This is a genomic window from Sediminibacterium soli, assembly GCF_009939225.1.
In the GTDB taxonomy this organism is placed as follows: Bacteria; Bacteroidota; Bacteroidia; order Chitinophagales; family Chitinophagaceae; genus Sediminibacterium; species Sediminibacterium soli.
In genome coordinates this window covers 228,287-252,415 of sequence record NZ_JAACJR010000003.1, presented here as the reverse complement: position 1 = coordinate 252,415, position 24,129 = coordinate 228,287, and the positions used below count along the sequence as shown (strand labels likewise).

16 protein-coding genes, 1 tRNA gene and 1 riboswitch are annotated in these 24,129 nt (G+C 48.7%); of the genes, 4 read left to right on the top strand and 13 right to left on the bottom strand.

Annotated elements, in window-relative coordinates:
- The first annotated feature begins 258 nt into the window (after positions 1-258).
- Positions 259-1,356, top strand: a complete 1,098-nt coding sequence (locus GWC94_RS01190; protein WP_161833175.1) for a SusE domain-containing protein — start codon at positions 259-261, stop codon at positions 1,354-1,356.
- A 122-nt stretch (positions 1,357-1,478) separates the two neighbouring features.
- Here the strand turns inward: GWC94_RS01190 and GWC94_RS01185 are convergent, their stop codons facing one another.
- The 5 genes from GWC94_RS01185 to GWC94_RS01165 form a co-directional block, all read right to left on the bottom strand.
- A complete protein-coding gene (locus GWC94_RS01185; protein ID WP_161833174.1) occupies positions 1,479-2,897 on the bottom strand; it encodes an arylsulfatase in 1,419 nt (472 codons plus the stop codon).
- A 137-nt stretch (positions 2,898-3,034) separates the two neighbouring features.
- Complete coding sequence (locus GWC94_RS01180) at positions 3,035-3,205, bottom strand: YtxH domain-containing protein (protein ID WP_161833173.1); 171 nt, start codon at positions 3,203-3,205, stop codon at positions 3,035-3,037.
- A 27-nt stretch (positions 3,206-3,232) separates the two neighbouring features.
- Positions 3,233-3,481 carry a YtxH domain-containing protein gene (locus GWC94_RS01175; RefSeq protein ID WP_161833172.1) on the bottom strand — a complete coding sequence of 83 codons (249 nt, stop codon included), beginning with the start codon at positions 3,479-3,481 and terminating at the stop codon, positions 3,233-3,235.
- Between the two features lie 148 nt (positions 3,482-3,629).
- Positions 3,630-4,370 (bottom strand): polysaccharide deacetylase family protein, encoded by a 741-nt coding sequence (locus tag GWC94_RS01170; protein WP_161833171.1) that lies wholly within the window; start codon positions 4,368-4,370, stop codon positions 3,630-3,632.
- A gap of 52 nt (positions 4,371-4,422) precedes the next feature.
- Positions 4,423-6,945 (bottom strand): SUMF1/EgtB/PvdO family nonheme iron enzyme, encoded by a 2,523-nt coding sequence (locus tag GWC94_RS01165; RefSeq protein WP_161833170.1) that lies wholly within the window; start codon positions 6,943-6,945, stop codon positions 4,423-4,425.
- 209 nt (positions 6,946-7,154) lie between these two features.
- Between GWC94_RS01165 and GWC94_RS01160 the strand changes: the two genes are divergently transcribed.
- The 3 genes from GWC94_RS01160 to GWC94_RS01150 are packed head-to-tail and all read left to right on the top strand — an operon-like array spanning position 7,155 to position 11,979.
- The gene (locus GWC94_RS01160; protein WP_161833169.1) at positions 7,155-9,809 is read left to right on the top strand and encodes a leucine-rich repeat domain-containing protein; all 2,655 of its coding nucleotides are present in this window, start codon (positions 7,155-7,157) and stop codon (positions 9,807-9,809) included.
- 6 nt (positions 9,810-9,815) lie between these two features.
- Positions 9,816-11,111, top strand: a complete 1,296-nt coding sequence (locus tag GWC94_RS01155) for a hypothetical protein (protein WP_161833168.1) — start codon at positions 9,816-9,818, stop codon at positions 11,109-11,111.
- A gap of 10 nt (positions 11,112-11,121) precedes the next feature.
- A complete protein-coding gene (locus GWC94_RS01150) occupies positions 11,122-11,979 on the top strand; it encodes a hypothetical protein (protein WP_161833167.1) in 858 nt (285 codons plus the stop codon).
- A gap of 78 nt (positions 11,980-12,057) precedes the next feature.
- On the opposite strand, the gene panD is transcribed toward GWC94_RS01150, so the two are convergent.
- The 8 genes from panD to GWC94_RS01110 form a co-directional block, all read right to left on the bottom strand.
- Positions 12,058-12,402 (bottom strand): aspartate 1-decarboxylase, encoded by a 345-nt coding sequence (panD, locus tag GWC94_RS01145; RefSeq protein ID WP_161833166.1) that lies wholly within the window; start codon positions 12,400-12,402, stop codon positions 12,058-12,060.
- A gap of 157 nt (positions 12,403-12,559) precedes the next feature.
- On the bottom strand, positions 12,560-14,950 hold the full coding sequence (locus tag GWC94_RS01140) for a ribonucleoside-diphosphate reductase subunit alpha (protein ID WP_161833165.1): 2,391 nt from the start codon (positions 14,948-14,950) through the stop codon (positions 12,560-12,562).
- 45 nt (positions 14,951-14,995) lie between these two features.
- Complete coding sequence (locus tag GWC94_RS01135; RefSeq protein WP_161833164.1) at positions 14,996-15,967, bottom strand: ribonucleoside-diphosphate reductase small subunit; 972 nt, start codon at positions 15,965-15,967, stop codon at positions 14,996-14,998.
- A 96-nt stretch (positions 15,968-16,063) separates the two neighbouring features.
- Positions 16,064-16,292, bottom strand: a riboswitch (cobalamin riboswitch).
- A 206-nt stretch (positions 16,293-16,498) separates the two neighbouring features.
- On the bottom strand, positions 16,499-17,395 hold the full coding sequence (locus GWC94_RS01130; RefSeq protein WP_161833163.1) for an endonuclease/exonuclease/phosphatase family protein: 897 nt from the start codon (positions 17,393-17,395) through the stop codon (positions 16,499-16,501).
- A gap of 102 nt (positions 17,396-17,497) precedes the next feature.
- Positions 17,498-19,270, bottom strand: coding sequence for a RagB/SusD family nutrient uptake outer membrane protein (locus tag GWC94_RS01125; RefSeq protein ID WP_161833162.1), 1,773 nt, complete (start codon positions 19,268-19,270; stop codon positions 17,498-17,500).
- Positions 19,271-19,293: 23 nt separating this feature from the next.
- Positions 19,294-22,548, bottom strand: a complete 3,255-nt coding sequence (locus tag GWC94_RS01120) for a SusC/RagA family TonB-linked outer membrane protein (RefSeq protein ID WP_161833161.1) — start codon at positions 22,546-22,548, stop codon at positions 19,294-19,296.
- Positions 22,549-22,956: 408 nt separating this feature from the next.
- Positions 22,957-23,027: transfer RNA gene (locus GWC94_RS01115), tRNA-Cys, on the bottom strand.
- 132 nt (positions 23,028-23,159) lie between these two features.
- Positions 23,160-24,059: a DUF1684 domain-containing protein gene (locus GWC94_RS01110; protein WP_161833160.1), complete on the bottom strand. Its 900-nt coding sequence runs from the start codon at positions 24,057-24,059 to the stop codon at positions 23,160-23,162.
- Positions 24,060-24,129: the final 70 nt, after the last annotated feature.

Below are 24,129 nucleotides of genomic sequence, written 5' to 3'. Positions count from 1 at the left end.
GACATTACCAGCATCGTGTCGCAATCCGTTTACAAAAAGTCTTCCGGTAAGACGACAGACCAGGGTGAGGACCTCTCGGAAGCGTCAAAAAGCCTGAACTTTTTGCGTCAGTTTTTCACTACAGGCAGTTTCATTTTGTAGACAATCTGCATGCAGCTTTATCACGTTTTTGGGTTTATCGTTATTACAGGCAAATGGTAGATACACTATTTGCAGGCCGCCGCTGTTTCAGTCACTTTATGAAAGAAATAAAGGCTTATGCAGAAAGGAACCAAAACTACCGGCAGAAAGGCAATTGTCATCTCTCTTGTGGCTATGCTATATGTGCTGATGGGCTGCAGCAAAAATGCAGACCTGGTTATGCCCGCGCAGGCAGTGAAGCCCGAAATGCCGGCCGCCGTTGGTTCTCCGCAATTAATCGCATCCGCATCACGCATCGCGCTGCTGCAGGGTAATGCCAAAAACATGGCGGCGAGGTTCAACTGGTCAAAATTTGCCTGTCCTGATAATGTGATCATGTCGTATACGATCGAAGCCTGTGTATCGGGCAATGCTTTTACCAACAGCGTTGCCGTTGCCAACTGTGCCGAAGGCGAAAGCGTATCGGTTTCTGTTGAAGAACTCAATGATCGTTTGCGTTCTATCTTGATCACCGGTGCGGAGGCACGGGTTGATTTCAGGGTGCGTCTGAATACCAAATCAAATGCCGCTATGTATTCGTATCCGGTGGCGATGGAGGTAACCACCTACCAGCCTTTCCAGGATTTTGAAGGTAAAAACATCATCCGTATCCCCGGCAATTACCAAAGCTGGAAAGTGAGCCAGGCGCCGATGATGGTATCTGCCAAAGCAGACAGGGAATATGAGGGCTACGTGAATTTCAGCAATGCCTACGCACAGTTTCTGCTGGTGAAAAGCGTAACCACCTGGGAAGACGGGTACACGTTTACCGATATCGGCGCTGGCAAGTTCGGCTTTAACGGAAAAATGTTCGCGGTATGGGAAGGTGCCGGTATTTACAAATGCAATGCAAGCACCAATACCAATAAATGGACCTGCACACGTATCTACAACTGGAGCGTAACCGGTTCCGCTGCCGGCAACGGCGATGCGGAGATGGATTTCGATGCGGCAACGCGGACCTGGAGCCTTACGGGAAATTTTGCTGTGGGCAATTTTATATTCCGTGCCAATCATGCCGATAAGATCGCACTCGGGCATAACGAGGCAGATGCCACCGGCAGCGTTGCCTACAATGCGCCGGCTATTTCCATCCCCGTGGCCGGCAGGTACAAGATCGTGTTATCGCTGCTGAATGCAGGCAATTATTCATACGGAGTGCAAAGAGTAAGCTGATCGTTTGTTGTCAATGATAGGCCCTCGGGCCATTTAACATCCATTTCCAACGCAAGGCCGGCCATAAGGGGATGCGCCGCCTTGCCTTTTTAATTTCTGTTGCTCCCTATTTACCGTTTCTTTTACTGTTTTTCCGATGCAAACAGGGGCCAGTCTTTGTTGGGATGGTGCGCCTCTTTCATCATCCCGGCCATCTGTGCAACGATCTCAGGATGCTGCCTGGCCAGGTTGTTTTTTTCGAAGGGATCGATTTTCAGGTCGTATAATTCAACAGGTGCACCGGCATCTGCCAGCGTACCGTTTTTCACGGCTTTCCACTTACCCCATCGCAGCGCCTGCTTGCCGCCGGCTTCGGGAAGTTCCCAGTACAGGTAGTCATGGTGCTTTTGTTTTTTACCTGCAAGCAGGGGCACCATAGATACGCCGTCTGTTGGTTTGGCGCCGCGTATACCGGCAAGTTCCAGGAAGGTATCGTGAAAATCCCATAGCGCAAACGGGTGATCACTGGCAGCGCCGGCCCTGATATGACCCGGCCACGCCATGATCATGGGGTCTCGTATACCACCTTCGTACAGATCGCGTTTGATGCCGCGCAGACTGGCTGTATTCTGAAAAAATTCGGGATCGCCGCCACCTTCTTTGTGCGGGCCATTGTCGCTGGTGAAAATGATCAGCGTATTCTTATCGAGTCCTTTCTTCTTCACCAGTGCCACCACTTCGCCCACATATTGATCGAGCCGGCTCACCATGGCCGCAAATGCCGCATGCGGGTAGGGCTCGAAAGGTTTGCCTGTTGTATCGTTTTTGGCCACAATGGTTTTAGGCGGTTCGTTAAACAGCTTTACATAATGTTGATACAGACTGTCGTGCGGTACGGTCAGATCAAAATGCGGTAAGGTATACGGCAGGTATAAAAAGAAGGGGCGGCTGCCATCCTGTTTTTGCAGCGTTTCCAGCGCTTTTGCGTGAATGATATCCGCTGAATAATCGCTGTGGAGATACGGGTTGCCCGGGTAGTCGATCTTTGTATGATTGAACCAGAGATGATCGGGATAATATTTGTGTGCCAGCCGCTGGCAATTGTATCCGAAGAAATCATCAAACCCTTTTTTCTGCGGATCGCCGCTTGACCCGATAAAACCCATCGACCATTTGCCGAATGCCGCGGTATAGTAACCGCTCTGCTGTAACAGCATCGGGAAACTGATGCTTGAATCAGGCAGCGGGTATTGCCCTTCGGGCGGCAATTCCCTGTTGCCTCTTATGGGTGTATGCCCGGTATGTAATCCGGTCAGGAACGCAGAACGTGCCGGAGCGCATACCGTGCTCCCGGAATAATATTGGGTAAAGCGTGTTCCCTGTCTGGCCAGGGCATCGATATTCGGTGTTTTGATCTTTTGCTGACCATAACAGCCGATATCCGAATAGCCCAGGTCATCGGCCAGGATAAAAATGAGATTGGGACGGCTCCGCTGTGCGCCGGCAAAAACAGAGACAGTGAGGGCAACAGCAGACAACAGCAGGCCGGACAGGTATTTCATGGCAGGTAATTCAGGTTGTCAAATTACGTTATTACGCGATAATGGTCTGCCGTTTTGCGGATAAGGTGGGCAAGTTATCCAAAAAAAAAAACGCAACAGCGATGCTGTTGCGCGTGTATATAACCGGGGGTATTGATTCAGGAAACCGCTGATTTTGCCTTTTTAAACAGATCGCCCGTGGCATTGCAGATCGTATCGCTCAGGTCATTGACCTGGGTTTTGAGATCGGTTAACATTTTCTTGCCTTTATCTGTTCTGAGCAGGTATACGACTGTAACACCGGCCGCAATTCCTAATAACCATTTCATATGATGTATTTTACGTTGTTGACAATTCTAGGGAAGCGGTTCTTCCGTTATTCCAACGATCATGATCCTTTCCTCTTCCGGCATGGCTTCTTTCTTACCGATGAGCGATTTCGCTTTTTCGGTGACGGTATCGGCCATTTCGGAAAAGCTGTCTGACAAATCGTTTACGTCTTTGCTGATCCGGCGCCGCAGTGCGTACCCTTCTACAGAATCGAGGTAATGCACTATGATACCTCCCACTGCTGCGCCCAATAAAAGACCCAATGTGAATTTCATAACATCTGTTTCCGGATACGGTTAAATAATCGTACCAACACCCGCCGGTCTGAGGATTGGTAAAAATTTGCCCCATAACAGCCAAAAAGGCGTTTGCAGAGAAAAGAAAAGGAAGGTTTTGCAAACCTTGCAAGCTATCCGCAAGGCATCAGGGGTAATTACGGATATGGGCAAAACGGTAATTGGGTTTTGACCGGAGTTTATCAATAAGTTGCTTCAGCGCGCTTTGTTCCCATTTTTTCCGGAACATTTCGTCGTGGATAAGCACAACGATATGATCCCTTGTGAATGTCTTTCCCTGTTCCAGTCTGGTTTCGATTTCCCTGGCCATTTCGTCTGCCGACTGAACCGGCGACCCGTCTTTGGGATGATGAGCCCATTCAATATCCCAGCCATATAACCGGAATCCTTTTTGCGCCAGCATATCCGCGGCCACTGATCCGCTGGCAAGATCATCCCGTTTGCGATTGCCTACGCGCCACATATTGCGTCCGGGCAGGCGAACAATGCGGTACCTGAGTTTCAGCACCTGTTCGTTCATCTCTATATCGGCTACCACCTGCCGGGGATTGCTGTAAAAAGCCCTGTACCTGTCGTGTGCGTGTGTAAAGCTGTGGTTATATGATTCCACAAAGGGGTTCTGCTCGTACATTTTATAGTACAGTCCCAGTTGCCTGCTTCTGACGGCATGTTCGCCAACAAGAAAAACACTGATGTTCAGTTTCTCGGCAAGTACCACGCTGTCTATGTTCTCGCTTCCCTCCAGAGGGCCGTCGTCAAAACTGAGGTAGATGTATCGCAAAGGCTGTATGGCCTGGGGGAAAGCCGGGCCGGCAGCCATAGAAAGCATGCCAATCAATACCCAGCGGTACCAGCGGATGTGTTTCATATGCGTGCATTTGTACCGAAAGTTCGGATAAGATGCTGAAAAAACTGCATCGTTATTCATCGGATGCAAGCCGGAATCCGATGCCGCTGTTCACCATATTTTTTTCCACTCCCCTTCTCCCTGAAACACGTGCACTCCAGGAGCTAAGGTTCCAGGAGCCACCGCGTAATACCTTCTGGCTGCCTTCTTCAGGGCCAAGAGGATTGTTTTTCGTGCTGTTGAGATAATATCGCTCTATATACCAGTCTGAACACCATTCGGCCACATTGCCGCTCATATCGTATAACCCGAGATCATTCGGTTTCTTTTGTCCAACCGGCTTGGGTTTGCCAGTGCCGTTATCCTTGCTTAGTGAAACTTCGTTAAAATCATCACTTCCCGCAAATCGGAATGTTTTGGAAGCTGATTTACCGCCACGGGCTGCGTACTCCCATTCCGCTTCGGTGGGCAGCCGGTATTTTTTTTCAGAGATGGAATTCAGTCTGCTCAGAAAAGCGATGGCCGTATCATAGGTAATGCCTTCAACCGGGCAGTCCATACAATCCTTGAATTCGCCATGGTTATCGCCATCCATGATGGCTATCCATTGCCTGCGCGTAACCTCAAATTTACTGATGGAAAAATTTTTCACCGATACCTGTATCGCGGGTGTTTCTGCTGCTACGCAATCGTTTTTCTGATCTTCGGTGCAACCCATGGTAAAATATCCCCCTTCCACTTTTACCATACCTGCTTCGACGGATTTCAGCGCGTTCAGCATATCGTCTGTACCATCGTTTAGATCGTAACCGGATGACTTCAGTATCTCCTTCACTCTGGGATTGGATATCCTGGTAAGTACATACTTCAGGTTATGTCTTTTCTCCTTTGGCGAACTAAGTGTTGGAACAAAAGCAGCTTTGGCATCCGCGAGCACTTTTACCGTGTTCTCATCGCCATTAATACAGGCAACGGCCATCGGTGTTTCATATATCTCTCTGTTATCTGCGAAACGTTTTCCGAAATAGTTTACTTCTGCCCCTTTGTCAACCAGGTGCTTCAATATTGAATAATGCAACTGTTTTTTTATCGCATACATCACCAGGTATTCGCCTTCTATCTTTTTTTCATTCACACTGTCGGCCTGAATAAAATAACCGAGATCGTTTGTCCGTGCCTTTTTTAGCGCGGTCATCAGATCCTGGCTCATTGCCTCCCTTCCTGCCTGCACATTCTCGATAAACTTGTCACTTCTTGTATTGAATTTATCTTCCTTCGTTTTCAGCTGTCGCAGAAATGTCTCTTTCTTCTCTTTGTCAGCCGGTAAGGACGCAGAATCAAGGTATAGCTTCCTTATATCGGCAAAGCGTGTGCGCAGTTTTTCCAGCTCTTTCCCCTTACCGATAAATCCGGCATCAAACTCTTCGCCGCCGTTCCTGATCTGTAATATCGACTTCTCGATGCTCGCCTGTAACATGAGTATTTCATCTGCTGTGCCCGTGAGGCCGTCTTTTAAGACCTGCAGGTTATTTTCATGTGCCATTCGCATGACTTCTGCAGCCTGAGCCCGGATAGCACTCAGGCTGTCTGCTGAAGCCTTTTTCTTTCTTGCTTCCTCCAGTTTGATGGCAGCGTAATTGATCTCGGGAAAACTGATCGCTATTTCCCTGCCCAGATCGTTTTCGCCGATAGAAATAGTGCTTTCCGTAATATTTCCCTGTTTATCATCAAGCTTGTAATTGTATTGACCGGGCTTCAATAACAATCGCTTACCCATTGTCGGCTTTACCTCACCGCTTAATGTATCGTTAATATTATAGACAATAGCCGATTGTTTGTTTGCCTTAATAATTACCGCAGCATACAATGGCGCTGTCCGTATTATTTTGGTTTCGGTGGATTTCGTCTCAGAACTGCCGATCAGACCAGCGGTTGGCTCTCTGCTGCCTGCCGCCCCGGACAACAAAGTTTCTGTTTTGACTGCGGGCATTTGAACACTGGGGCCTTCCGCATCCTTTTTGGGCGGATTGACGCTTGTAACTGGCGTTTCAGTATTGGCGGCAGGCCTAGACAATGTTGCCAGTGTTTTAGTCTGGGCCTCCAGCAATATCTCGGACGCCACCGCAGGATCACAAAACAGCTTATGCTTACCATCTTTATAAACGATCAGGGCAATTACGGTCTTTTCCAACTTCATATCGATGCCGTTGACGTTTACCGATACCGAGGCGTCCTCCTCCTTCACGATATCACAAACAAGTTCCTTTTTCTGAGAAGTAAATATCCTGTCCTGCCTGTTGCCAGCCGGGGGAGCCAGAAAATTTCCGATAGCGGCGGAAGCGAGCGAACCGGCCGGCTCTACTTTGTCAAGTACCAGGAAATTGCCTGTTTCACTGAATACAAATAATACCTTGTTACGGCTGACGGAATATACCGGTCCGGGGTTCAGCGGGTTTTTATATCGCACTTTATCATCGGTTACTTCGATGACTTTCCCGTCCTTTTGCTCTTTATCGAGGTAAATCCGGTCCTGCGCCCGGGTGCTGATACATAACAGTACCGCTACTACCGGCAGGAATTGAGGGGTCATGCGCATCTTGTCAATGTTAGTTTCGGTGGAGCTGGCAACAGGCTAAAATAGGGCAAAAAGCAATATGGCATTGCGTTATATTCAAAGAATTAAGCGATAATTTGATTGGAGAAATACCAGCTAGCAGGTATTTTTACAATGCCCTGGATTCGGTATATTGAATTCCTTTTATCACCAAGACGTTCTATAGAACCGTGAGATTTCTGTTAACTGCAATGCTTTGGATCCTGTTGGTGCAATATACCGCAGGCCAGGATACCGTTCGTATGCGCAATCATTCGTACGTAATCGGGGAGACCGTTGATGTTGACGAGGACTTTATCGTTATACTGACGGGAAGCGGGGAAACCAAAAAACCACAAAAAATCGGCACCGAAGGCATACAGTATGTACGGTACAAAAACGGGTTTCTGGAAAAATACCATGAGGCGGATATTATAAAGGCCGATACCATCCAGCTTGTCAATTACCAGGTTATCACCGGCAGTATCGTGGAAGTGGGCGATTCAGTTATAGCAGTAAAAACAGGCGATGCTGCTGGCCAGGTGAAAAATATCCTGATGGACTCCGTTGCCAATATTGCTTATGCAAACGGCTTTAAGGAAAAATACAATGCGTTGGCCGTTCAGACCGTTTCAGGCGCAAGCGTAAAAATAGCACCTGATCAGAAAAAAGACTTGCTGATAACGGTTGAGGGACTTGAGTACAACGGCTTTGTATCGGAAATAACCGACAACTCGGTTAAGCTGGTCATACCGGAGGCCAGGGTTCCGGTAATGGAGATGAACAAAAACAACGTTGCCAAAATTGTATACGCCAATGGCTATATAGAAAATTTCAATGTTCCCAGAAAAACGGTGGTCACAGACAGTGAAGCAAAAATAGAATCGGTCATCACTGCAGAAGATAAGGCAGAGGAGGCCAAAAAAGTGGTTGCCAAAAAATCGAGAAAAAGAAGAACAGATGAAGTAAAAACGCCGAAAGAAAGGATAGAATCTACGGATCTCAAGGAGTTATTGGCTATACCTGTATTTAAAACGCTCGGCGCCAATACGCTCACCGTTCGGGCGGCTTACCTTAATAAGCCCATTCTAAAAAAGGTGCCTGATGGTCTCGCCTCTTATAACCAGCTTTCGGTATTGGATCTCAGTAACAATGTACTGAAGGAGATGCCGGAAGAAGTGTTGTCGCTTCCCAAGTTGGAGCTATTGCGGATTGACAGCAATTATATCAAAGACCTGACTGTGAAATCGGACGTTGCCGGTTCTAAAATCGCGTATGTCTCAGCCTCATTCAATACGATAAAGTCGGTGGATTCCAAAATACTAACGCTTCCCGCACTGAAGACGCTGGACTTAAACAACAACCAGATCACCGGTTTTTATGGATTGAGGGCAGCAAAGGAGGATATCAATATCCATATCGATGGAATCAATCTTAATAACAACCGGCTGAAAGATATTCCGGAAGAGTTGTATACGATTCATAATCTGAAACGATTGCACCTGGCGAATAATCTGATCAGAAATATAGAGATCGACAGCTCTATGTTCGGTGAGCTTGAATACCTGAACCTTAACAGCAACCCCATCACGAGAATAAAGGATGAGTTCTTTCAGTTGAACAGCCTGCAAACCCTACTGCTGCACGATACAAAAATCGAACAGCTGGATTCCATTGGTAAGCTCACGGAGCTTCGGGTGCTGTCGCTCCCCAGTTCATTGCTGGGACTTCCCAAAAGCATCGTCCGCAACGAGAACCTCAGGGAACTCTATCTCTATGCCAATCCCTATACTACCAGCTTTCCCGACCAGGTGCTCAGCCTAAGCAAACTTGAGCTACTCAGTCTGAGTAATACACCGGTTAAAACCATCCCCGCGGGCATCGGTAATTTAAAGCGACTGAAAACATTATATCTTTCTAATTGCGGTATCACCACAGTACCGGAAAGCTTATTCCAGCTGCCGAGATTGAAACAGATCCACCTGAATGGGAACAATATCACCACGTTTCCAAAAAATCTTGGCGATCTTGCACAATTGGAATTGCTGAATATGGAAAATTCTCCATTGACGGGCGAAGCATTGATGACTTTACGCAAATCGATTCCGTTTGCCTACGTTAAATATTTCAGCACGGAGCTCGGGCTCAACTTTGAAAGCAAGCCGCTTACACAAGACGAAGAACCGCGATTCCAGGCCCTGATGAACAAATGCCTGGGCGGCACCGGTGACGCCTGTTATGAGCTGGGGGAATTCTTTGAAAAAAGAAATGACTATGGATATGCTTTTAAACTGTACTATCTTCTCGCCACCAAATTGACGAAGGAAGGCACAGAAGAGTCGGCTATTGCATACAGTAAGATCGCCGACATGTATAATGACAGGAGCAACAAACGTGCATATAACTCCATTTACAAAGCAAGAAATTATTCTTCCTACAGCGACTACACCCAGAATATCAGCAACAACACGGCACTGAATATTTACTGTAAGCTATGCGATAATGCAGCCTCGGGAGTAAAAGGAAAGCCGGTTATCAAACGCGCCTGCGCTAATGCATCGCTTATTTACAACGAAACCGTGAGCAACCTGAAAAAGTTGTTTGAAGACAACGGACGCGAGATCCAGCGGCTGATCGGTGGTTCAGGCACCATGAACAATATCTCATCTGCAGGAACGCAACTGGCCAATGCGGCACAGTCCAATACAACCACGCTGCTGGGTGCGGGGCTTTCTTTGTTTGGCAAAGTTGCCGCCGACGCAAAAGAGACAAAGGCCGACAGAATTCAGAATGAAAACAATAACCTGAAAAGAAAAATAGAAGACCTGAATAATACCGCCAAATATTACCTGAACAAAGCAAATTAAGTTACTATGAAAAAAAACTTACGCAAACCTATCGCTCTTTCCGCAATACTGTTCTGCTGCCAAGTGGTTTTTTCGCAGGCTTCTATGACCGAAGTGCTCAATGCGCGGTTACCCCAATTTCCTTACAGCGTTGCCGACAATAGCTGCAAACAGGCCGTGGACAAAAAATATTCTGAATATAAGGCACAGGATCAACAAAACAGCAAGCTGCTGACCAACCAGCTGCAAAGCCACATGAATGGCTGGGTTGAAATAAATCCCGGCACCTGCAATGCAGGTGGGCCGCCGCCTATCTGTCCGGTAAATCACTGGGTAAAAGATGGCAGTTCCATGCAACGATGGACTGCAGAGCAAAACGCGGTACGCGTCAATCGAGAAATAGAATTAAGAAGGATACTGGAAAATTGTAACACTTCTGTAAGAACCAAGCAGGAGAAGGAACGACAGGCGTATGTGCAGGCGGAAAATGAACGCGTTAAAGCGGAAAATGAAAGGATACTTGCAGAAGAAAGAGCAAGGCAGGAGCGCCTGGATAACGCCTTACGCGGTTTACAGAACGATATTGCCGCCAATAACCGCGAGACGGAAGATGAACTGGACCGCGCACGGGAAAAAAATACCCTGAATACCAGCAACCAGGGAGCTATTAACAAGGCGAAAGACATATTAAATAACGCAAAAGTTACGGCAGGAGAAGTTTTTGGAGATGCGTTAGGCGCATTAAAAAATAAATTCAGCGAAGAGGATAACAATTCGATGGATAATATGGGTGCATCGTATAACGATTACGAACGTTCAGGAGGCGAAAATTACAGTTATGGAAAAAAGATTGCTTCCAAAATACTGGGCATCTTTAAACCTAAGCAGGATACCAGGGTGGAAGACATCCCTGATTACGGCTATAACACCGCTGATGAAAGCGCTTCCAAAACCAGCCGGATCAGCAGTATTTTCTCTTCAATAAAAGAAAAGGCATCCTGGCTTAAACCCACGCTGCCCCCGGGCATGGTAACTACCATTTACAGGTCCTCGCTCGATCAGTTGCGAAAAGCCAGTAATGGAGAAGAACCGATTGATGCAGATTATGTTACCAAAGTAGGTGGAACGGGTATCGGAAATTTTATCGGCATGGGTATCGTCGGTGCAGGCATTTGGGGAGCTACCACGATTGTAACAGCGGGCGCTATTACCGCAGCACCGGCTATCGCAGTGGGCGGGGCCATCTACCTGATTTATAATGAAGGGAAAAAGCTGAAAGATTTCATTAAAGAAAACCCGCAGGTCACACTTCCCAATCTTTAAAACAAAGGCTATGTGCTATTTCAAAATCAATAAAAGATCACTGTCAGGATTTCTTATTCTGTTATGTGTATACCCCTTCCAAAATTCATTTTCGCAAACCAACAATGAACTGGCAAAACTGATCAGCCTGAAAAAGGGATTCAGGGTATACGATCTTCCGCAAAGTAAAATACCAGCCGCCGGCTTTTTTGTACTGGAGCCTGGTGTTGCGGTAGTTCCTTCGGATGGTGGTCTGTTTATGCCCGCCATCAAAAAGTGGCTTATGCTCCCCGGTCTGCCAGGTATTGTTTCTGCCGACCAGGTAATCGACAAAAAAGATTCAGCGCTTGCATTGATCAAGGTGGACCCCAAAAACAGCCGTATACTTCTGCAAAAGAACTACGCCCTCCATCTAAACGACTCTTCCGGATCGCTTGCCAAGATGCCATTCGGATTCTATGACCTGCGTGTAGCCGCCAGTAACCGTTACTATATATGGGGCGCGGAACCAGCCGGCTCAAAACTGTATGTATACGATAATATCAAACTGAGAATGCTATACAATTCTGCCAAAAACATCAAGGAAATAGATCTTCTGGATGAGAACAATGTGTTGATGATAGAAGATAACAATGTTCTTGCAGTGTCTTTTAACCAACCGCCAAAAACATTACTGAAAATAGACCAGGAAATCGATGGCATCGCAACGGACTCCGATGGGTCGGTATACATTAGCACTACCAAAGGCATTCTACATTATGCCTCACTTGATGATGACGATTTCGATATTGTCACCAATGTGATACACGGCAAACTGCGTATTTACCGTGGCAGATTGTTCATATTATGGAAAGAACAGGGAAAGATGGTGGAGATAAAATTGAAGTGACGGAATCGATCCCACTTTTTGGTAAATACCATATTGCCCTGAAGAATCCAGATTTAACCATCCGGCACCGAATTCTCATTACAACCTGTTCCCCTCTTTTGGAAAAACAACAACCGGCTGCCAGTCCTTTGCCTCTTTGACATCGATCAGCCCATAGCTGATGATGATCACCACATCGCCTTCCATGCCTTTACGCGCCGCGGGGCCATTCAGGCAGCATACGCCGCTTCCGCGGCCGCCCGAGATCAGGTAGGTCTCTATCCTTTCCCCGTTGTTCACGTTCACCACCTGTATTTTCTCGTTGACAAACATACCAGCGGCATCGATCAGGTCCTGGTCGAGCGTAAGACTCCCTACATAATTCAGGTTGGCTTCGGTAATAACCGCCCGGTGCACTTTAGATTTCAATACCTGTATCTGCATGATTCCAAAATTTTCGCAAAGGTAGGGGGTATGGGGGGAACTGTTAAATGGCTAAATGGTCAAATTGTTGCCTGGAAGGTATTACCAAAATAATATAAGACAACAATACAGCCGTTTAACCATTTAGCCATTCAATTATTTACTAATATCGCCCGCACTACGACCCGCAACTTACACACCCATCCTGCATGGTACATACCGGCCCGTCTGTCTGCGTGGGTTCGATATCGTGGGCGCTGCCGGGTTTTGCTGCTGTCTGCGGAATCACCGGGTTGGCTTCATGGCTGCCCTGTTTTTCAACCGTGAACTGCACCGCCTGCGAGGCAGCCTGGGTGCGGAGGTAATACATACCTGTTTTCAGTCCCTTTCTCCAGGCATAAAAATGCATGGAAGTAAGTTTGGAGGTGGTTGGACTGTCCACGAAGAGGTTCAGCGATTGCGACTGGCAGATATAGGCACCGCGGTCGGCAGCCATATCAATGATGTTACGCTGTTTGATCTCCCACACGGTTTTATAAAGCTCTTTTATATCGGCCGGTATCTCTTCGATCTGCTGTATCGACCCATTGGCGGCGATGATCTTGTTTTTCATGGCATTGGTCCATAAGCCAAGACTCACCAGATCTTTCAAAAGGTGCTTGTTCACGATAATGAACTCCCCGCTCAGCACGCGGCGCGTATAGATGTTCGAGGTATAGGGTTCAAAACACTCGTTGTTACCAAATATCTGCGAGGTGGATGCGGTAGGCATCGGCGCCACCAGCAGCGAATTCCGTACACCATACTGCACCACTTCCGAACGCAGTGTTTCCCAGTCCCAGCGGTCCGATGGCGTTGTATCCCACATATCGAACTGGAAAACACCTTTCGACAGCGGCGATCCGGCGAATGTCTGGTAGGCACCCTGCTCCCTGGCAAGATCCTTGCTGGCAGTCATGGCGGCAAAATAGATGGTTTCGAAAATATTCCTGTTCAGCAGTTTGGCCAGATCGCTCTCAAAGGGAAGACGCAGCATGATAAACACATCCGCCAGCCCTTGTACGCCCAGTCCCACGGGCCGGTGTTTCAGGTTGGAATTACGCGCTTCCTCCACGGGATAATAATTGTTGTCGATCACCGCGTTCAGGTTCTTTGTTACCTGGTAGGTCACTTCATACAATCGCTGGTGATCGAACTTGCCGTCAATCACAAATCTCGGCAAGGCCAGTGATGCCAGGTTGCATACCGCCACCTCGTCAGGAGAGGTATATTCCAGTATCTCCGTGCAAAGGTTGCTGCTTTTGATGGTGCCCAGGTTCTGCTGGTTGCTTTTGCTGTTGGCGGCATCTTTGTACAACAGGTAAGGTGTGCCCGTTTCTATCTGCGACTCTACGATCTTAAACCAGAGATCCTGGGCTTTTACCGTTTTGCGCGCCCTTCCTTCCGATTCGTAGCGGGTGTACAGCGTATCGAATGCAGCACCCCAGCAATCACTTAATCCGGGCGCTTCGTTGGGACAGAACAGGCTCCATTCTGCATCGGCTTCCACCCGCTTCATAAAAAGATCCGAGATCCACAATGCATAAAAAAGATCGCGCGCACGCAGCTCTTCCTTACCATGGTTTTTCCGCAGATCCAGGAACTCGAATACGTCTGCATGCCAGGGCTCCAGGTAAATGGCAAAAGCACCTTTTCGTTTTCCGCCGCCCTGGTCAACATAACGTGCGGTGTCGTTAAACACGCGCAGCATGGGTATGATACCATTGCTGGTTCCGTTGGTGCCGCCGATATAACTGCCGGTTGCGCGGATATTGTGTATCGATAAGCCGATACCACCTGCGCTCTGTGATATTTTTGCGGTTTGTTTGAGCGTATCGTAGATCCCATCGATGCTGTCGTCCTTCATCGCCAGCAAAAAGCAGCTGCTCATCTGCGGTTTGGGGGTTCCTGCGTTGAACAAAGTGGGCGTGGCATGCGTGAACCAGCGTTCACTCATCAGGTGATAGGTCTTGATGGCCGATTCAATATCCTGTTTGTGAATACCCACCGCCACCCGCATATACATGTGCTGCGGACGTTCGGCAATCTTTCCGTTGATCCGGAGCAGGTAGGATTTTTCCAGTGTTTTAAAACCGAAATAATCAAACGCATAATCGCGGTCGTAGATGATCGTGCTGTCCAGCAGATCGGCATTTTCCTCGATCAGCTGCATGACATCATCTGCAATCAACGGCAGCTTCTTACCGCTTACCTCATCTACATAATTATACAGTTTCCGCATTGTTTCTGAAAAAGACTTCACAGTGTTCTTATGCAGGTTACTCACTGCAATGCGCGAAGCCAGTATGGCGTAATCGGGATGCGTGATGGTCAGCGAGGCGGCTGTTTCTGCGGCCAGGTTATCAAGCTCCGTGGTGGGAACACCTTCGTATATGCCTTCAATCGTCTTCTTTGCCACATCGATCACATTCACCATCGGACTGAGGCTGTAGGAGAGTTTCTCGATACGGGCCGTGACTTTATCGAATTTAACGGACTCGCGTTTTCCGTTTCTTTTAATTACAAACATCGGGATAGAATTGTATGGTTAGCTGTAATGGTTATTCGGTTGTATTTAAAAATCTTCATCGGTAGAGAATACCTGCGTGTCTTTTGACGCCATTACGCCTGCTTTCTGATAATCACCCACTCTTTTCTCGAAGAAATTGGTCTTGCCCTGCAGCGATATCATCTCCATAAAATCAAACGGGTTGGCTGCGTTGTATATCTTGTCGTACCCCAGTTCCGACAGCCAGCGGTCGGCAACGAATTCTATGTACTGCTGCATCAGCCGGGCATTCATGCCTATCAGGTCAACAGGCAGGGCCTCGGTGATGAATTGTTTCTCGATCGTAACCGCATCGGAAATGATTGCGTACACTTCTTCCTGCGATAATTTATTTTTCAGCATGCCGTACAGCAGGCAGGCAAACTCGCAGTGCAGACCTTCATCGCGGCTGATCAGTTCGTTGCTGAATGTAAGCCCGGGCATGAGCCCTCTTTTTTTCAGCCAGAAGATCGAGCAGAAACTTCCGCTGAAAAAAATACCTTCCACCGCCGCAAAAGCCACCAGCCGCTCGGCAAATGTGCCGTTCTGTATCCAGCGCAATGCCCATTCGGCTTTTTTTGCCACGGCAGGTACAGTATCTATCGCATGAAAAAGTTTGTTCTTCTCCTGCGGATCCTTCACATAGGTATCTATCAGCAACGCATAGGTTTCGCTGTGGATATTCTCCATCATGATCTGGAAACCATAAAAACACCTGGCTTCCGGCAGCTGCACTTCGCTCATAAAGTTCACGGCGAGGTTTTCATTGACGATGCCATCGCTCGCGGCAAAAAAAGCCAGCACATGCGAGATAAAATGGCGCTCGCCGTCGTTCAGGCTCTCCCAGTCTTTCATATCGCTGCCCAGGTCAATCTCTTCGGCAGTCCAGAAACTGGCTTCATGGCGTTTATAATGTTCCCATATAACGGGATAGTTGATGGGCAGAATGACAAAACGGTCCTTGTTCTCCTTCAGGAGAATCTCTTCAGTGTGTTGCATAATTAAACGCTGGTCTGTGCTGTTGGAAGCCGGGGTGCTGAAGCCTGACGTAAATCGACAGTGCTGCCAGTACACCTGCTTTTCCTCCGAAAGCGTGTTACATAATGGATCCTGGCAGGTCTTCTGACTTACTCTCCGCGGGGCCTTCCCATAGTGCAGTCGGCACTACAGTGGCTGGGGTATCCGGGGAAGTGCAAAAAATAACGATAACCGACTCTTTTGCACTGATGAGCTTACAGCTACGGGGATAGTCCGGGATTTGCACCCGGTTCCCTTTTCATGATGCTGCGATACTGCGGCATCAACCAAAATCTCCTGTAAAATAAACCGCTGCCGTTCAAACTTCAGGATTTGGTTATACACGCTATGTTGACAAATGGGGAAAACGCAGCAGGGATAAGGGATTGGGGAGATAAACCGGTCAATCTTTCCGCGCCGCCGCCGATTGTGCTGTCCGGCGGATCTTGAGCAAATCCGCCGGAAGACTTGGTATTGGTGTAAACTTAATAGTGGCGGGTATTGCCGTTCCTGCTATTTTTTGCCGTGAGCCAGTTCAGCCATCACGGGAAAATGATCGGAGGGCATCCTTGCTATGAATACATTGCGTGTATTGGCCGGCAGACTGTCTGTACGCCTGGCGCGATAGGTATCTGTAAGGATCCCGTATCTTTTTGCCGTAAATGCCTTGCTGACAAAAATATGATCGATGCGGCTCTCCGTTCCTGCATCGGGATCAAATGAATTGAAGGTGCCATTGGTGGCCAGTTTCACAGGGGCCAGGTCATACACATCTTTCAGTATGCCTGAATGGTTGATCAGTGCATAGCTTTCATTATGCTGATCCACGTTGAAATCGCCTGTGAGTATGACCGGTATGTTTTTCGGGAACCCGCTGATCTTCTGCAGGATGAGTTTGGCGCTTTCGGCCCTTGCCTTCACACCCACATGGTCCATGTGCAGGTTGAACATATAAAACACAAACCGGGTTCCTTTCTCCCTGAATTTTCCCCAGGAACAGATTCTGGGCAATGCTGCATCCCATCCTTTGTTGGGATGATCGGTCTGGGTTGAGAGCCAGAAATCACCGCTCTCCAGCAGGTCAAACTTATCGGTACGATAGAATATCGCGGAATGCTCGCCCGCATGCCGGCCATCGTCGCGGCCAACACCGATATAGGTATAACCGGGCAGGTTGTTTCTGAGGTCTTCCAGCTGCTGGTACAGACCTTCCTGTGTGCCGAAAATATCCATTGCATGAAAACGGATCATGCTCACGATAACAGGATAACGCTGACCCCAGCCATTGTTCTTCGCAGAATCGCCATGGTTGGCGTAACGGATATTGTAGGTGCCTGCGTTGAAGGATTGCGCCGAAAGCCGGTGGCCGATGCAAAAACAAAACAGAAAAAGAAACCAGTTTGCTTTCATGAATGAATTTTTGTGGTGTTGGGGAGCAAATTACTGTTCACAAAAGTTATCACCGCAGGTTTGCAGGTATTTTTATCTGCTGCAAACCCGCGGTGATATAATTTATTGCCATCCCGCGTTCTGTTTCAGTTTGGGATTGATCTGGAGATCCGCATAAGGAATCGGGTACAGGTATTTGTAATCCTGCCAGTCCCTGCCGATATTATCCAGCCAATGCAGTTCTCCCGAAGTGCCGTTCGACAATTTCTGCGGATCGTTGGTTACATTCACATACGTAACACCCGGTACGGTTGGCGAAGGCAGGGTATTGCGATAGAATGCCACATCCATGATACCGTCGTTGTTCAGATCCATCGGTGTATTCAGAGACGGAACATAGAAACCATTCCACTGTTTCAGCAACAGGTCGCCGCGTTTCCATCTTACCAGGTCATGAAAACGGAAGCCTTCCAGTGCAAGTTCGATGCCTCTTTCCCGTCTTACCTCGAGTATGGCAGCACTGGTGATGTCGGGAAAATAATTTGTGGTGAGATAGGGATCGGCCACAACCGGTAAGGTGGTCAGACCGCCCGTGATGCCCGCTCTTGCACGCAGGGCGCCGATGGTTGCCGACCAGTCGGCAGCTGTGATCGCACCCAGTTCCGCCTGCGCTTCGGCATAGTTCAGCAACACTTCTGCATAACGCATCAGGCAAACAGCGTTGGTGTTCAGTGTGCCCGCATCGTAGTACATATCATCCAGACACCATTTAATGGGCTGGTAGCCCGTATAGGTATAGGAGAACACCGGCGGGCCGGGTATCAGCGATCCGCCGCTGACGCGTTTGTAGCCGCCCATGCGTATGGTCTGCTGCAGCCGGAGATCGCGGTTCTGCACTTCATCGGAGAACACCGTGGTTTGGTAACCCGTTTTATCGGTGAACGGCGTGCCGTCGGTATTCAGGTAAGTGTTCACAAACATGCGTGTAAAGCTGAAACGGGAGCCATAGGTTGCACTCGTATAATACCAGTTGGCATCGTTGTTTTTACCCAGTGCGCTGCTGGTTATGTTCGCCAGCATCACTTCGCTGGCCACGGGCGCTGCGCTGATGAACAGGTTGCGATAGGCAAGGTTGCCGCCGGCCGTGTTCAGGCTGTATTTCTTACTGTCGATCACCGCTTTTGCCGCTTCTGCCGCCATCTGCAGAAATTTATCAGCACTGCCCGTGAGGCCGAATGAGGTCTGGTATTTCCGGAAGGTCCCTTCGAACAGGCATACACGCGATTTGAATCCGTATACCACCCATTTGGTGATGGTGCTTCTTGTCTGGTCATCGGTGGCAATGATTTTAGACGCTGCATAGTCGAGATCGGCCACCACCGAATCCATGATCATGGTGCGGGGGTCGCGCGGTTTATACAGAGCAGAATCGGTTACCTCCAGCGGCCTGTTATACCAGGGCACATCGCCGAAACGCTTTACCATTTCAAAATAGAAATAGGCGCGGAAGAAACGGGCGATGCCGATGTAGTTTTCCCTGACAGCCAGCGGCAGGGCAGGGTCATTACAGTTATTGATAAAATAATTCACATTCCTGAGATTACCCCATGACCATCCCGAACTCTGGCGCGAAGTGAATGCACCCGTACGCAGAAAATCAGGAACAGTGGTGGTGGCACCGAAATCTGAAAGATTGCAGTCCGTGCGGAAAGCGGTGTTCAGATCGGGCAGCATGTTGTAGAAGGAAGTGGTGTACAGTTTCAACCCGTCTTCGCTTCCGAATACAGCACTCTTGCTGGCCGTGCTTTTGGGTGTCTGGTCCAGGTTCTTTCCGCAGGAAGCGAGCAGCAACACAAGACCCGACATAAGGATCAGTTTATTATAAGCTATACGCATGATCGTAATTTTATTCGTTATCATTAAAAAGTAACCGATAAACCAACAGTGAAGCTTTTCATGATCGGGTAGTTGTTACCGTTGCCCGAGTTGGAAGAGCCCGTGAGTACCACATCCGATTTACCGATGCTCTCCACGTCGAGGTCTTTTGTCAGTTTATACAATGGTGATGCAGACCAGAGGTTTTCGCCGGACACATAAATCCTGGCACCCGTGATCTTTACTTTCGCCAGCAAACCTGCGGGCAGGTTATAACCCAGCTGTATATTTTTCAGACGGATATAACGCACCTGCTGCAGGTACCTGGTCTGCGCATTAAACAGTTCTCCCGAACCGTTCTGTGCCACATAACCGCGGTACCTCGGGAAGTAGGCATCCGGGTTGGACTCAGACCAGATCCTGTTTACCTGGTACTGCATCAGGTAGTTGTACGGGCGGTTGTATTGTCCCCAGAACACATCAGACTCCGAACCGGGCCACCAGTCCTGTTTGCCCACACCCTGGAAGAACGCACTGAAAAAGAAATTGCTGTAATCGGCCGCCAGCGTAATGCCATAGGTATAACGCGGCAGCGAATTACCGATCACACGCCTGTCGCCGGGATTCGCCAGCGTGTTATCGCCGTTGTTGATCACCCCGTCGCCGTTCATGTCTTTGAATTTGATATCACCCGGCAGCCAGGTACCCGAATTGGATGCCCTGAACAGGGGCTGCATGGCTTTTGCCTGGGATACATTGTCTTTTGTCCAGTAACCATCGTTGGTATAACCCCATATCTCACCCAGTTTCATACCGGGATAGTAGTCGGTAAGGGTATTGGTTGCGTTGTTGTATTTCTCGATAACCGCCGTGTAGTCGGCCAGGTTGAACCCTATACTGTAATGCAGGGGTTTGGATCCCAATTTAAGCTGGTCTTTCCAGTTGATCGAAAGTTCCCAGCCGGTTGTTTTCAGATCGGCATAGTTGCCTTTTGGCACCGAAGCGCCGAATACCGCGGGCAATGTCATACCCACCGTGAACATGTTCTTTGTACGACGCTCGTAGATATCGCCGGTGAACGTGAGCTTGTTGTTAAAGAAGGAGGCATCCAGACCCAGGTCTTTGGAGATCGCTGTTTCCCAGGTAAGGCCGCTCGGCAACACACCCGGTGCACTGGCATACTGCGGTAATACACCGCCGATCACACGTCCTGACTGTGTAATGCCAAACTGCTCCTGGTAGGCATAAGAACTGATATTACCATTACCCAGCGAACCGTAGGAAGCGCGGATCTTGAGGTCCGATATCGCCCTTGGTGAAATATTCCAGAAGGCTTCTTTCGAAACACGCCATCCTGCAGAGGCAGAGGGGAAGAATGCATACCGCTGGTTAGAAGGAAATTTGGAAGATCCGTCGTACCGTCCGTTCAGCTCTACCAGGTAACGGTCTTTAAAAGAATAGTTGATACGTGCAAATCCGCCCAGTATCGCCCATTTCTCATAACCGCCGTTGGTGGTAATGCTTTGTCCCAGCGCCAGGTTGATATCGGTGGCGTTGGCATAGATCAGGCCGTTGCGCGTGGCAGAGAACCCGTTGTAAACAGATTGCTCATAATTATAGCCGGCCAGCACTTTGAAATAATGATCGCGGTTCAGCGTTTTCTCATACTCTGCATACAGGTTAGCCGCAAGGTAATTGGTTTTGTTGCTGATCATGGTAAGATCGTTGTAGGAAGTGCCTACATAGTTAACCACACCGGGCGCTATGCTGTAAGGCACCTGCACACGCACCTGTTTGTTCGAAACGGTGGTGTTCTGGAAGGTGAAATCGCCTTTCAGACGCAGTTCGTTACCCAGTATTTTGGCGGTAAAGCCGGAAGTGTTCCGCAGCACCTGGTCGTTGAGATCGATGCCGTTCTTTCCGTATACAAAATCACCCACGGTATAAGCTGCAGAAAATGTTAGACTGCCATCGGGATTGAACAGCATGGAAGAAGGGTGGCCTTCGTCGGCAAGGTTACGCCAGATACCACCACCCTCACCCACGTTGAGCGGGTTATGGTAAGAGCGGTTATTGTATTGCGTGGTGTTGGTGATCGTTAACCAGGGATATACCTGTGCGGAACCTTTGGCAGTAAGGTTATACATTTTATAGTCGTCGGTATTGTAACGGAAAATACCGTCCTGACCATAGTAGCGGCCGGTGATATAAAAACTGGTTTTGCCGTTGCTGCCGGATACCGCCAGGTTCTGGTCGATGGCGCCTGTGTGTTTTTTGTAGAGCAGGTCGTACCAATCGGTATTGCCGTAGTACACGTAGTTACCGTTGCTGCCCACTTCCACTTTCGGCAGGCTTGGATCGGCATCTCTTTTTTTGTACTCAGCCAGGTAGGCGGCCGAGTAAGGCTGTGTTTTGTTGATGTTCTGCGGAACCTGTGAATAATCGTTCCAGGCCCTCCAGCCGGAATCAAACATCAGCGTGTACTGGTAACCGTTTGAAACGATATCCGGAACCGTGGTGGGTGTTTTCAGCGAATAGTTGGAAGAATACGTGATATTCAGACGGTCACGTGCGGGGTTCTTGGTGGTGATCAACACCACACCATAGGCGGCCCTTGCACCATAGATAGAGGCAGAAGCCGCATCTTTCAATACCGATACGGAAGCCACGTCCATCGGGTTCAGCAAGGCCGGGTCTCCCTGTACGCCGTCTATCAGCACCAGCGCATTACCGCCCTGGCCAATGGAGGTGGTGCCACGGATATTGAAGGTGGGCGACTGGATCGGTTTACCATCGCCCATGGTAAGGTTCAGGTTGGGGATCACACCCTGCAGACCCTGGGCGATATTGGAGATGGAGCGGTTCTCGAGCACCTCGCCCCCTGCCTGCGCCACCGCGCCCGTAAGGTTCAGTTTCTTTTGTGTGCCATAACCCACCACCACCACATCGCCGAGATTATTGGCCGCGGTTTTCAGTTTCAGGGAGATGGTAACGGTATGACCGTCTTTCAGTTCGTATCCGGTAAGTACCTGCGTCTGGAAACCAAGTGAGGTGACCGTAAATGTATACGGACCGCCTGCAGGCAGTTTAACAAAACTGAAATTACCCAGGGTATCTGTCTGCGTACCTGAGCCTGCATTGGTTCTGGTGTTTTTGGCGATGATGTTTGCGCCGCGGATGGGTTCGCCTTTTTCGTCCTGTATCGTACCCGTTACACTCCTGCCGGTCTGCGCATGCAGTTGGGGGAGGTACCACATTGAAACAAGGAAGAAAAAAAGAAACCGGATCTTGTTTATCATAACAGTTGTTTTTCTTTGGTTTGTGGCAATACAATGCCGGTCGCATAAAGCGATACATTGAACAGTATGTTATTATTGGAATGTTTATATGGGATTACCGGACGATCAATCCCGAAGGAAAATCCTGTTTTTCATTCTCAATGGATAACGCAAATAACGATGACAAGCTGCGTAATTCGGGTGTAAAACTATCATCGTTACAGGATTGTGAATATTATGAAATTGTAAAAAAACAAACCGAAATTATTCCTACCGTTTGAAAAGATTACTTGTTGTTTTGACATTTAAAATGTATGGAAGAAAAAATACCGCATGCAGAAAAAAATCTGTGGACTGTGCCGGTCCCCGAGGCAGAAACAAAAAGGCCAGTATAGACATACCGGCCGTCGATTGCTTGCCATATAAAAGACGCCACGGATGGATTCGAACCATCGTAAAAGGTTTTGCAGACCCCTGCCTTTCCGCTCGGCCACGCGGCTATAGTTTGTACCTGTTATCGTATGATCAGTACGGTCAACAACCGTAGATAAGCGGCGCAAAATCGCCGTAACAGAAAACATGCGCCGAGCCGGTTGCATGGATCGACCCCGGTATCGTTTCGGTGTTCCGCATCAATGGGTATCGTATTTTTTTTCACCTGCCGTGATGCTTATGGGCAAGCTGTTCTCTTTGGGTGGCAAAGGACAGGTTGCATACTCGGTAAACGCGCAGGGAGGGTTATAAGCTTTGTTGAAATCGATGATGGTCTTACCGGATGCATCCGGTTTTGTAACGTACAGGAACCTGCCCGAGGGATAGGTCTCCGTGCTGTTTGTCTGATCGGCAAAGATCACGAACAACTGGTCGCCCTCGTCGAGCGCATCCAGCCGGTAGGTTCTACCATCGATGGTGAACGCCAGTTTACCGGCCGATTTCTGCAGGTTGGTTTGCCCCAGCACATTGGTGATGCTGATGCGGTCGGGGAACCCGCTGGTCTGCAGCGTAGCTTCCAGTTTCCACCGGGTGTCTGCGGGATAGCGTTCTATTCCTTTAAAAGAGGCCAGCGCTGCGGCGTTTAGGTCGCGGAGACGGATACCTAACTTCTCATCCCGTTTGATGATGCTCCAACGCAAAGACCCCGCAGCCGCCACCGGTACCCGTGCCGAATCGGGGTGGTAAACAATAGAGGCCATTCTGTCCGCGCTGCGTTTGTTCAGGGTAATACCGCTGTTCTCTGCCGGCACCAGCACAACCATATGGTCTTCCCATTCAACATACCCCGCTTTTGCGGCAATCGGGGACCCCTTCGGAAAAACAATATCATTGGAAGCATCCGTGCCAAAATAATTCTTACCCGGTTTCAGCCAGTACAAACCCACCAGGTTCAGCCAGCCGTTCTCTTTTTTCAGGCCTTCCACTCTTTCGCTGTGCCACTGTTCAATACTGCCGGCATACCCGGCGGCCTCCTGCGCATAGGTGCCCGCAGACACCACCAAAACCATCGCCAGCAAAATGATCCGTATCCCTTTCATAGTGCGAAGTAAGGATAATTTTATTAGTCTACCAAATTAGTAGGAAATAAATGATTGCCTGCATTTTTTC